Below are 12,640 nucleotides of genomic sequence, written 5' to 3' on the forward strand. Positions count from 1 at the left end.
AGAACATGCGTAGGATCCGTAGCGGTGTTATTTGTAAAAAGGAAGTAAGATGTCAGATTTTATTGTTGAAAAATTGACCAAGTCCGTTGGGGACAAGACGGTTTTTAAAGAGATTTCATTTATTATCCATGATCTGGATCGTATTGGGATTATTGGTGTCAATGGGACTGGTAAGACAACCTTGTTAGATGTTGTATCAGAGCGTATTGGTTTTGATGGTGACGTGTCACCTTTTACCAAGGCTAATGGTTATAAGATTGCTTATTTAACTCAGGAGCCTGAATTTGATGATGGCAAGACAGTGCTTGATACGGTCTTGTCATCAGACCTTCGTGAGATGGCCTTGATTCGTGAATATGAGACCCTCGTGGCGGATTATTTTGAGGATAATCAATCTCGTTTAGAGAAGGTTATGGCTGAGATGGATAGTCTTGATGCTTGGTCCATTGAGAGCGAGGTTAAGACGGTTTTATCTAAGCTAGGTTTGTCAGACCTCTCTCAAAAGGTTGGAGACCTCTCAGGTGGTCTCAGACGCCGTGTGCAGTTGGCTCAGGTTCTCTTGAATGATGCTGATCTTTTACTTTTGGACGAACCAACCAACCATTTGGATATTGATACCATTGCTTGGTTGACTAATTTTCTCAAGTCTTCCAAAAAAACGGTCCTCTTTATTACCCACGACCGTTATTTCTTGGATAGTGTGGCAACACGCATCTTTGAGCTAGACCAGGCAAATCTGATTGAGTACCAAGGGAATTATCAAGATTACGTGCGACTCAAGGCTGAACAAGATGAGCGTGATGCTGCAGCTCTTCATAAGAAAAAGCAACTCTATAAGCAGGAGTTGGCATGGATGCGAACGCAACCACAGGCACGTGCGACTAAGCAACAGGCTCGCATCAATCGTTTTAAGGAGCTTAAGGGTGAGGTTCACCAAACGCTCAATAATGACGATTTTGAAATTAACTTTGAGACTAGCCGTATTGGTAAGAAGGTAGTTAACTTTGAACATGTCGATTTTGCTTATGAAGATGGTAAGCCAATTCTCAGTGACTTCAATCTTATCATGCAAAACCGTGACCGTATCGGTATTGTTGGGGATAACGGTGTCGGAAAATCAACCTTGCTCAATCTGATTAATGGTGACCTTGTTCCCACAGCTGGTGTCTTAGATATTGGTGAGACTGTACGTATTGGCTATTTCTCACAGCAAATTAAAGATATGGATGAGAGCAAGCGTGTCATTAACTACTTACAAGAAGTCGCAGATGAAGTCAAAACAACTGTTGGGACCACCAGCATCACAGAGCTCTTAGAGCAATTCCTCTTTTCTCGTTCTACCCATGGAACACAGATTGCCAAGCTATCTGGTGGAGAAAAGAAACGTCTTTATCTACTCAAGATTCTGATTGAAAAGCCTAATGTTCTGCTTTTGGATGAGCCGACAAATGATTTGGATATTGCGACTTTGACTGTTTTGGAGAATTTCCTCAATGGTTTTGGTGGCCCTGTTGTAACCGTCAGTCACGACCGCTATTTTTTGGACAAGGTGGCTAACAAGATTCTAGCTTTTGAGGAGGGTGGGGTGCGTGAGTTCTTTGGCAACTATACTGACTACCTTGATGAAAAAGCCTTCTTACAAGAGCAATCAGCCCTTCTAGAGAAAGAAAAAGAGCAAGCTAGCGTTAAGGTTGAGAAAGTCAAAGAAGATAAAAGACGCATGAGCTATTTTGAAAAACAAGAGTGGGCGACTATCGAGGATGAAATTACCGACCTCGAAGCTAAAATCGAAGAGATTGAGGCAGCCATGCTTGAAAATGCTAGTGATTATGGACAGCTAGCAAGTCTTCAACGTGGTTTAGACACCACTAATGAAACCTTACTTGAAAAATACGAACGTTATGAGTATTTGAGTGGGCTAGAGGGATAAACTCTTTAACATTCAAAGCATACTAAAAGCCCTGCATATGCAAGGCTTTTTGGCTCTATAATTTCTGTAGTGGGTAAAACTACTGTAGAGATTATAGAGCTTTTTGAGTGTACACTAAAAGTCCCATAAGAACTATAATGAAAAGTGACAAAACTACCATTAGGAAGAACTTATGAGACCTATTAAGAATACCACAGAATTAATCGGAATTAAAGACCAAAATATCAAGATTTCACTTGTTTTTGAAACTGATACTCATATCGAGATTCAAGCAAAACTCGATTACCCTGCACCATCATGTCCTCACTGCCATGGAAAGATGATCAAGTACGACTTTCAAAAGCCTTCTAAAATCCCTCTTCTCGAGCAAGCGGGAACGCCAACTCTACTACGTCTGAAAAAACGTCGTTTCCAGTGTAAAAGTTGTAGAAGAGTCACGGTAGCTGAGACATCTATCGTTGAGAAAAACTGCCAAATCTCCAATCTAGTCCGACAAAAAGTTACACAGCTTCTAACTGAGAAGGTGTCACTAACTGATATTGCAAGAAGACTTCGCGTGTCGACGTCCACTGTCTATCGTAAGCTTGATCAGTTCACTTTCAAGGAACATTATGACAAACTCCCTGCTGTTATGTCCTGGGATGAGTTTGGGTTCAAGAAAGGGGAATTGGCTTTTGTGGCGCAGAATTATGAGACAAACCAACTCATAACCATCCTTGATAATCGCCGCCAAACTACTATACGAAACTACTTTTTGAAGTATCCATTGAAAGTCCGGCAACAGGTACAGTTTATCACGATGGATATGTCTGGAGCTTATATTCCACTGGCTCGCAAGCTCTTTCCAAACGCAAAAATCGTTCTTGATCGTTTCCACATCATCCAGCACCTTGGACGTGCCTTTTTAAAGACTAGAATTGCAATTATGAACCAGTTCGATAAGAAGTCACTACCCTATCGAGCCTTGAAAAATCACTGGCGACTCTTCCAAAAGGACAGCTGTAAGTTATCTCTCAACTCTTTCTATTCAAAGACTTTCCGCCAAACTTTAGCACCACATGAAGTTGTTAAGAAGACACTAGTCTTTTCAAAAGAGCTTACTGACTACTATACACTTTATCAGCTTTTGCTTTTTCACTTTCAGGAGAAGAGAGTAGGTGAGTTCTTTGACCTGATAGAGGAAAATAGAAGCAAGGTCAATCACTATTTTCAAACGGTCTTTAGGACTTTTCTTAGACACAAGCAATACATCCAAAATGCACTAGAAACAGACTATTCAAACGCAAAACTTGAAGCGACTAATAAGTTAATTAAAGACATTAAACGCTTGGGCTTCGGTTTTAGAAACTTCATCAACTTTAAGAAACGTGTCTTCATCACACTGAACATACATAAAAAGAGGACCTATCCGGTCCTCTCTAGATGTTAGCTTTTCGTCACCCACTACAGTTGACAAAGAGCCGGCTTTTTTATATTATTACGTAGTGAAATAACTTTGTTCTACCATAAGCGGAATGAAAAGGAGAGGACAGATACACCCGCAAAGATAATTAAGGAGGCTGCAAAGCGACCAATAAGAAAGGCTGAGAAAAATGGTGCACAAAAGAGCAAGACTCCAAATACTAAACAAATCAAGGCGATTGACAAAGCAGGTTGCCCTGAAAAACCAAACTGACGTTGGTGATAAGCTTGGAAGCCTTGGGTAAAGGCTGAGACAAGGAGCCACCAAGCGATGATGGTCACAGCGACACCTGAGAGTACCCATGCCGATGCCGATAGCAAAATAATACCAAAAACAATCGAAATGACGCTTTGGAGTAATTGGAAGAAGGAACGGTTCTCGTTATCACGTTTGAAATAAACCATGAGACTTGAACCCCCAGAAATGAGCATCATTAGAGCAAAAATCCAACCAACAATGGCAAGAAGGCTTGTAGGATTAGCGAAGAAAAAGACACCTAAAAGAATAATGAGAATCCCGCTAATTAATGTAAAACTTTTCATATGCTACCTCTTATTAATTTTTTCTTAATACTACTACGTAAGGTAAAAATTGTCAAACAAAACCTACTTTAAATTGGTTGGGTCTGATAAGTGTAGGTAGCGGCTTTTTTAGTTCTGGTAGCTACTTGGCGTCCTGTTTTTTGGAAAAGATGTTTAAAGCGACGTAAGAAATTTGTGGAATCCATTTTAAGGTATGTTTCATTAAAGGTCCCAAACAGCTGACGGTAGGCGGTCAAGGTATTTTCCTCTGGCATAATGTTGAGGATAGTTGGGCAGTATTCGAGTCTTCCCTTAATACGTTCCATAGCAATCAAAAGGATTTCCCAGTGGTCAAAGGCGAGGTCATCATGATACAGCGTCTTGTCACCATCAGTAAGCTGCAACTTGCCATTGACCATAGCGATATCTAACCAATGCGTAGACGCTGCATCATCGGCAGCCTTATCCATTTGAATATCATTAAAAGTCATGAAACAGAGGTAAGCTATTGTAATGGTCCACATACGAGGATCTCGATAAGGTGTTCCTACTGTAACGAGTTGCTCGATGTGATCAGTGTTCAGTTGAACTGATGTCTCCTCACGTACTTCACGACAGACAGCCGTATTGAGGTCTTCTTGCTCTTGAACGAAGCCACTACTAAGAGCATATTTTCCCATGTAGGGATGATTTTTTCGTTTGATAAGCAAGGTTTGGACTCTTCCTTCAAAATAGCGGAAGATGACTGAGTCTACAGTTACTGAGGGTTTGGCATACTTATCCAATTCTTCATTACTGTAGATTTTCAGGAAGTCTTTTTCGCTACCAGAATTTTCAAAGGTTTTAGACATATTTTTAGCCTCCTAGTCTATATTGTTAATTTTAAGTGAAAATGCTTTTGCTGAAGCAATCCATTAGATTTCGATATGCAGACGTTCTTTAATTGTCTTCTTGGCGTAATGGTAGTTGTCAGCAAAAAAACTGTCACTATCACAGTTTTCTCCTAAAATAACGATTTTATCCTTGAATGGTGATAGTAGGTCCAAGAGATGTTTGGTAAACCAATCCCGTGTTCGGTTATCAGCCATAGTCATGTCACGGGAACCATCATCTACATAGTTTGATTTTGGTAGTATCACAAAAATCAAATCCCACTTTTCACGAGCTTGGGTTACCTGATAGAGTCGATCTAATAGATAAAACTCTTCTTGTGAGATGTTTTCTTTCAAATAGTAGTCAATATATACCTTAGTGACCGTTGAGTTGGTGTCTGCAAAAATAAGCCATGAGTGTTGCCCGTTGTCAATAATCTCAGCTGTCTGGGCATATTGATCGGTTAAGAGGTGAATATAATCATTGGTATCCAACTCGTCATCTCGAACATTATACTTCTCTTGATATTCTCTGGCATATTCAAGTGAGCAAGGGGCGTTGTAAGTACGAGCTAAATCCTTAACAAGGGTTGTTTTTCCTCCACTGGCATATCCGACAACTAGGACCTTACGAGTAAAGTGGCGACGGAAAGGTTTAGTGATAAATCGCCAATTTTCTATAGTATTATCGCGAATCTCAGTAGCAGAGATATTGATAATAGAACGCTCGATGAGTTCTACCTGAGCTTGAGGGTAGTAGCGATTGAGCTCGATCACGTACTCTGACTCTCCAACATAGAAGGTAATTTTTTCGGGACCATCCGTATTCTTAGTGATAAGGTCTTTGACGCGGTTAACCCATGGCACCCAACCTTCTGGATAGGGAGACATATCGGCTTCGTCTAGTTTATCCACAACGATTAGTTCATCATCATCGTAGAAAACTTCACGGACATTACGAAAGCGTCGGTTGAGCGACAGGCCTGTGCGTGTCCCACGATCTTTTTGTGTGTTGCTGCCACTTACGATGACAAGGACGTTGTCGTTAGCGCGTTTTTCCTTTGTGATGAGGTCGACATGTCCTACATGCATTGGTGCAAAGGTTCCAAAAACAATACCAATACTCTTTCCTGATAGATGTTTTCTTTTCATAGGGTTATCCTTTTTAAATATAGTAAATTTACTAAATTAATGGTGGTATAGTTTCGAGGTAATGTAAATAGATGAAATAGTAAAATAACTAAATTGTTTTTTCAAACAAATTCAGCTTCAAGTCTTTAAATAAGGAGAAAATTTTTGAAAGAATAACCCCAAAAAAATAAAACGCTTACATTATTGACGTGATAGTTTTTTACAAAAGAGGAAGAATTAGCTATGTCATAAATTCTAACATGCAAATCAAAAAAAATGACAAAAAACACTTGACAAGAAGATTCTGAAAATTTATACTATTCATGTGATTAAATTACTAAGGTAATTATTTGAAAGGAAACATTGATATGACAACAGGTAAAGAATACGTTGCTAGCGTTTTTGAAAAAGTGAAAGCTCAAAACAGCCACGAGGCTGAGTTCCTTCAAGCAGTTGAAGAAGTCTTCGATTCACTTGTCCCTGTCTTCGATAAATATCCTAAATATATCGAAGAAAACCTTTTGGAACGTTTGGTTGAACCAGAACGTATCGTTTCATTCCGTGTACCATGGGTTGATGATAAAGGTCAAGTACAGGTAAACCGTGGTTTCCGTGTACAATTCTCATCAGCTATTGGTCCTTATAAAGGTGGTCTTCGTTTCCACCCATCAGTAAACCAATCAATCATTAAATTCCTTGGTTTCGAACAAATCTTTAAAAACTCATTGACTGGTCAACCAATCGGTGGTGGTAAAGGTGGATCAAACTTCGATCCTAAAGGTAAATCAGACAACGAAATCATGCGTTTTTGCCAAAGCTTCATGACTGAGTTGAGCAAACACATCGGTGCAGATACAGACGTGCCTGCTGGTGATATCGGTGTTGGTGGACGTGAAATTGGTTACCTCTATGGTCAATACAAACGTATTCGTAACGAATACACAGGTGTTCTTACTGGTAAAGGTTTGAACTGGGGTGGATCACTTGCTCGTACAGAAGCAACTGGTTATGGTGCTGTTTACTTTGCAGAACAAATGCTTAATGCACGTGGTGAAAACTTTAACGGTAAAACAGCAGTTGTTTCAGGTGCAGGTAACGTTGCGATTTACGCTATTGAAAAATTGCAAAGTCTAGGTGCTAAAGCTGTGACATGTTCTGATTCATCTGGTTTTGTTTATGATCCAGATGGAATCGACGTTGATTTGTTGAAAGAAATCAAAGAAGTTAAACGTGAACGTATCGTGAAATATGCAGAAGCTCGTCCAAATGCAACTTTCACACCTGCTGGTGGTGAAAAGACAGTTTGGTCTATCAAAGCTGACTTGGCTTTCCCATGTGCAACACAAAACGAATTGGATGAAACAGATGCAGAAACACTTGTAGCAAATGGCGTTCTTGCTGTTTCAGAAGGTGCTAACATGCCTTCAACTTTGGGAGCTATTGATGTTTTCCTTAAAGCTGGTGTATCATTCGGTCCTGCCAAAGCTGCTAACGCTGGTGGTGTTGCTGTATCAGCTCTTGAAATGGCACAAAATAGCGGACGTACATCATGGACATTCGATGAAGTTGATGCTAAACTCTACGATATCATGAAGGGTATCTATGAAAATGCTGCAGCTGCTGCTAAAGAGTTTGGTCAAGAAGGTAACCTTGTTGTGGGTGCAAACATTGCTGGATTCCTTAAAGTTGCAGATGCAATGTCAGCTCAAGGTATTGTTTAATTAATAGGCCTGACCTGGTTAATAAGCCTCTCTATAAAATAAGAAAAGAAGCCTGCGGGTTTCTTTTTTAGCTGTTTTCCTAGAAGTCAGCTATTTTTGATATAATAAGTTGAGGAAATTATATATGTAATTGAAATCCCTTGGTTCAGAGATAAGGAATGGGGTAGCTATTTTTTCATGTCTTTGGATATGAAGCTGATAAATAAAGGACATATGATTTCATAGTTTAGATAAGAAACAATATGGGAGTAAATAGATGATAAAAACTATCGTAAAGGATGTCTTTTTTCTAGGACAAAAATCGACAGAAGCGACTAAAGAAGACCTCTATTTGGCAAAGGATTTACGTGATACGCTGGAGTTTCATAAGGATGCCTGTGTGGGTATGGCAGCCAATATGATCGGAGTCAAAAAGCGTGTTATTATCGTCAATATCGGTTTTGTCAATCTGGTTATGTTTAATCCTGTTTTGGTAAGCAAGTCTTCATCTTTTCAAACGGAGGAGTCTTGTTTGTCTTTAGAAGGAAGTCGCCCAACCAGACGTTATGAATCGATTGAGGTTGCCTATTTAGATGAACGATGGATGCCAAAACAGTTGAGTTTTTCTGGTATGACATCCCAAATTATTCAGCATGAATTGGATCATTTGGAGGGTGTTATTATATAGCTAGCATGGTTTAGGAAGTGCTTAATATTAGATTTCGAAACATCGATTAGGATAGTTATGGGAGTGAGAGTAGGAACTAAAAATTTCTACCTCACTCTTTTTTAGTTCTCATAGGAACTTTTTTTCTTGACAATAGTTCTTATAAGAACTAAAGTAGTTTCCATGAGAATTATTTAAGGAGGAGCTTGCGATGCATGGAAAAGATCCTTTTAGTGACTTCAGAGAATTCATCAATACTATGGAGTCTCGCGTGCAAGAGTTAGGTAAAGCGTATGGCGTTGAGCATTTAGCTGGTCCACAAGGGTTTGCCGTTAGGTACTTGTTTGAGAACCAAGATAAAGAAATATTTATCAAAGATATTGAGAAAAAACTATCTATTTCCAAGTCAGTGGCTAGTAATTTGGTCAAACGTATGGAGAAAAATGGTTTTGTTGAATTGGTGACATCTGACAAGGACAAACGCTACAAGTATGTTCATATGACAGACTTAGGCAAAAAGAAGGCTCAAGACGTCGGACATTTCCGAGAGGCTATCTATGGACAGTTATTAGATGGTATTTCGAAAGAAGATGCTGAAACAGCATTTCGAGTCTTTCACCAAATTCGTAAGAATTTAGAGAAAAATAAGGAGTAACTTATGTTTAAAATTTTTAAACGTTTGACGGCAAAAGAGTTAAGTATGATTGTCTTAGCTGTGATATTTGTTTGTTTGAACGTCTATCTAAACTTGAAAATTCCAGACTATATGTCTGACATTATAACCCTCTTATCAACCAAGGGGACTAAGGCATCGGATATTTTTGCTTGGAATATGGATGCCCCAGGGATGCGAATGCTTTTAATGTCTTTTGCGGGCTTTATGGCCTCTGTAGTGGTTAGTTTTCTAGCTGCCAGAACAGCATCTAGTTTTACCACTCGTCTTCGTGATGATATCTTCCATCAGGTTTTAGATTTTTCGGATGCCGAGATTAAGAAATTCTCTATTCCTAGTCTTTTGACCCGTACGACAAACGATATTACACAATTACAGATGGCACTGACCATGGGGTTACAGGTTATTACACAGGGACCTATTATGGCAATCTGGGCTATTACAAAGATTGCTGATAAAAATGGGAATTGGCTTCTTGCCTTGCTTGTGGCTGTGGCAGTAATTGCCATTCTTATGCTCTTCCTCTTGATTATGGTCATGCCTAAGCAACGTTTGATTCAGACTCTGACAGATAAACTCAATAGTGTGACGCGTGAATCTCTTACTGGGATTCGTGTGGTGCGTGCCTATAACGCCGAGAGTTATCAAGAGGATAAGTTTGAAAAGGCCAATACTGATCTAACCCAAAACAATCTTTTCATCGGTCGTTCTTTTGCCTTGCTGACACCGGTAATGACTGCTGTATCTAGTGGTTTGACGCTAGCTATTTATTGGATTGGTGCGCATCTGATTGAAGATGTTAAGATTCCAACAGATCCAACTAAGATTGCTGGTGCCATGGAAGACAAGGTTCATCTCTTCTCAGACATGGTGGTTTACTCATCTTATGCCATGCAGGTTGTTATGGGATTCATGATGATGATGGTTGTCTTCTTCCTTCTTCCACGAGCAGTTGTAGCAGCTGGACGTATCAATGAAGTTTTAGATACTCAATCTTCAGTTTCTTACCCTGAATATAGTTCTGAAAAGCCTAAAGAAGTCGGAACTGTTGAATTTGAAGACGTTTCCTTCCGTTATTCTGAAACTTCAGAGCCTGTTTTGGAGCATATTAGCTTCAAAGCTAAAAAAGGAGATACGGTTGCTCTTATTGGTTCGACTGGATCTGGTAAATCAACTCTTGTCAACCTTATCCCACGTTTTTACGATGCAACGCAAGGAACTATAAAGGTCGATGGTGTAGATGTGAGATATTACGATCACGAAACCTTGCACAATATTGTTGGTTATATCCCACAAAAGGCAGTACTTTTCTCAGGGGACATCACGTCAAATACGACGATGGGAACCAGCAATAACAGCCCTCTTGATGACGCTAAAATTTGGGAAGCTCTCGAATTGGCTCAAGGAAAAGACTTTGTTGAAAATAAAGAAGGTCAACTTAAGGCAGAAGTGGCTCAAGCTGGGTCTAACTTCTCAGGTGGTCAGAAACAACGTCTGGCTATTGCGCGTGCACTTGCCCGTAAGCCTGAAATCTTGATCTTTGACGATTCCTTCTCAGCTTTGGACTATAAGACCGATCGCAAGTTGCGTCAAGAATTGGCTGAAAAAACACAAGATATGACCAAGTTGATTGTTGCGCAACGCATCTCTACTATTATGGATGCTGACCAAATCTTAGTTCTTGATAAAGGTAAGGTCGTTGGTCAAGGAACCCACGAGGAACTCTTGGCTAACAATGAGGTTTACCAAGAAATTGCCTATTCACAATTGTCTAAGGAGGAGTTAGAAGATGGAAAATAAGCCAAAAACATCGTCCTATAAACGTTTAAAACCCTACATTAAAGGTTTCCAAGTTCCCTTTGTCCTTGCGATTGTTGGAGCCATTATTTCAGCAGTTATAACTGTTATTGGACCTGATAAATTAAAAGAAATCACCAATCTTATTACAGATGGGATTACGCCAACTAAGATGGGGGTTATTCCGGGCATCGATTTAGACAAGGTGGGCAGCATTGCTTTAACCTTGGCTGTTTTATATGCCATTTCAGCCATTGTTGGTTACTTACAAAGTTTTACCGTTGTAACAATTACGCAACGATTTTCACAACGTTTCCGTACAGCAATCCAAAAGAAAATCAACACCTTACCTCTTAATTATTTTGATAGTCATTCTCAAGGAGACACACTCTCTCGTGTGACTAATGACGTTGACCTTTTGGGACAATCGCTTAGTCAGGGTCTGGGTACTCTAATTACTTCAAGCGTTCTCTTGGTAGCAGCCATTATTATGATGTTCTACTCAAATGTTACTATGGCTTTCACTGCGATTGGTTCTGTCTTGATAGGATTTGTTCTAGTAGCCTTTATCATGGGCTTCTCGCAACCACTTTTTAAACGCCAACAAGAAAATTTGGCTAACATTAATGGGTACATTGAAGAAATCTACACAGGTCAAGCAGTTGTAACGAGCTACAATGCATCTAAAGAAAGCAGTCAAGATTTCAAGGGGCTTAATGATAAGCTCTATAATTCAATGTGGCAATCTCAGTTTATCTCTGGTATTATGATGCCACTTATGATTTTCATCGGTAACTTTGGTTACGTCATGGTCTGCTTGGTAGGTGCTGTTAAGGTAATTGACGGAAGCCTGACCATCGGTGATGTGGTAGCCTTCATGACCTATGTTCGTATCTTTTCTCAACCTCTTTCTCAAATTGCACAAGGGATTACACAACTCCAATCAGCAACTGCAGCTATTGGTAGTATCTTTGAATTTTTGGAAGAAAAAGATATGGACGACGAGTCAGTCAAGACAGCTGAGTTGACAGATACCAAGGGTCAAGTAGTCTTTGACCACGTTTCCTTTGGTTATACTCCTGAAAAGACTATCATTCATGATTTTTCAGCTCTTGCCAAGCCAGGACAAAAGATTGCTATTGTTGGTCCGACGGGTGCTGGTAAGACAACCATTGTTAACCTGCTTATGAAATTCTATAATATCGATAAAGGCCGTATCACCATTGACGGTGTGGATACGAACGACATGAAGCGTGAGACCGTCCATGATCAATTTTCTATGGTACTTCAAGACACTTGGCTCTTTGAAGGAACGATTCGAGATAACTTGATTTACAACCAAGAAAATATCTCTGACGAGCAAGTTATTGCTACAGCCAAGGCCGTGGGTGTTCATCACTTCATCACCACACTTCCAAAAGGTTACGATACCTATTTGGATGATTCTGTTACTTTATCAGTTGGTCAGAAACAACTTTTGACCATTGCGCGTGCACTTCTTAAGGATGCCCCTCTTCTTATCTTGGACGAGGCAACATCATCAGTTGACACACGAACAGAAGAATTGATTCAGAAGGCTATGGACAAGCTTATGGAGGGTCGTACATCCTTTGTCATTGCCCACCGCTTATCAACCATTCGAAATGCGGACCTCATCCTTGTGATGAAAGATGGTAACATTATTGAACAGGGAAATCATGATGAGCTCATGGCAGCAAATGGATTCTATGCTGATCTTTATAATAGTCAGTTTACGGAAGAAGTGGCCTAGGATATTCTTATAAAATTATAAGATTTAACAAAATTCCATAAAACGTATGATTGTAAGTCATGCGTTTTGTGTTATACTGAAAAGAAACAGACAGATTATGAGATAAGATGCAATAT

Annotated in this window: 9 protein-coding genes and 1 pseudogene; 7 read left to right on the top strand and 3 right to left on the bottom strand. The window is 39.7% G+C overall.

The genetic code is table 11. The features are described 5' to 3' along the window. Window positions 1-49: 49 nt before the first annotated feature. The gene (locus tag NST05_RS10100; RefSeq protein ID WP_111679279.1) at window positions 50-1,930 is read left to right on the top strand and encodes an ABC-F family ATP-binding cassette domain-containing protein; all 1,881 of its coding nucleotides are present in this window, start codon (window positions 50-52) and stop codon (window positions 1,928-1,930) included. 172 nt (window positions 1,931-2,102) lie between these two features. Further along, window positions 2,103-3,352: pseudogene (locus NST05_RS10105) on the top strand (ISL3 family transposase). 78 nt (window positions 3,353-3,430) lie between these two features. On the opposite strand, the gene NST05_RS10110 reads toward NST05_RS10105, so the two are convergent. The 3 genes from NST05_RS10110 to NST05_RS10120 form a co-directional block, all read right to left on the bottom strand. Further along, entirely contained in the window at window positions 3,431-3,934 is a 504-nt protein-coding gene (locus NST05_RS10110) for an HdeD family acid-resistance protein (RefSeq protein WP_023909429.1), read from the bottom strand. Between the two features lie 68 nt (window positions 3,935-4,002). Continuing rightward, a complete protein-coding gene (locus NST05_RS10115) occupies window positions 4,003-4,764 on the bottom strand; it encodes an NUDIX domain-containing protein (RefSeq protein ID WP_064355432.1) in 762 nt (253 codons plus the stop codon). Between the two features lie 63 nt (window positions 4,765-4,827). Next, window positions 4,828-5,937 (bottom strand): AAA family ATPase, encoded by a 1,110-nt coding sequence (locus NST05_RS10120; RefSeq protein WP_340725875.1) that lies wholly within the window; start codon window positions 5,935-5,937, stop codon window positions 4,828-4,830. Between the two features lie 347 nt (window positions 5,938-6,284). Here NST05_RS10120 and gdhA point away from each other — a divergent pair, with 347 nt between their 5' ends. The 5 genes from gdhA (at window position 6,285) to NST05_RS10145 (ending at window position 12,524) form a co-directional block, all read left to right on the top strand. Next, entirely contained in the window at window positions 6,285-7,637 is a 1,353-nt protein-coding gene (gdhA, locus tag NST05_RS10125) for an NADP-specific glutamate dehydrogenase (RefSeq protein ID WP_002949856.1), read from the top strand. A 256-nt stretch (window positions 7,638-7,893) separates the two neighbouring features. Beyond that, window positions 7,894-8,304: a peptide deformylase gene (locus tag NST05_RS10130; RefSeq protein ID WP_084828532.1), complete on the top strand. Its 411-nt coding sequence runs from the start codon at window positions 7,894-7,896 to the stop codon at window positions 8,302-8,304. A gap of 190 nt (window positions 8,305-8,494) precedes the next feature. Further along, entirely contained in the window at window positions 8,495-8,938 is a 444-nt protein-coding gene (locus NST05_RS10135; RefSeq protein ID WP_100262378.1) for a MarR family winged helix-turn-helix transcriptional regulator, read from the top strand. Between the two features lie 3 nt (window positions 8,939-8,941). Next, a complete protein-coding gene (locus tag NST05_RS10140) occupies window positions 8,942-10,756 on the top strand; it encodes an ABC transporter ATP-binding protein (protein ID WP_111679283.1) in 1,815 nt (604 codons plus the stop codon). Continuing rightward, window positions 10,746-12,524, top strand: a complete 1,779-nt coding sequence (locus tag NST05_RS10145) for an ABC transporter ATP-binding protein (RefSeq protein ID WP_014727347.1) — start codon at window positions 10,746-10,748, stop codon at window positions 12,522-12,524. Before NST05_RS10140 ends, NST05_RS10145 begins: the two co-directional genes overlap by 11 nt. Window positions 12,525-12,640 lie beyond the last annotated feature (116 nt).

Source organism: Streptococcus sp. FSL E2-3494, assembly GCF_038007085.1.
GTDB classification, from domain to species: domain Bacteria; phylum Bacillota; class Bacilli; order Lactobacillales; family Streptococcaceae; genus Streptococcus; species Streptococcus thermophilus.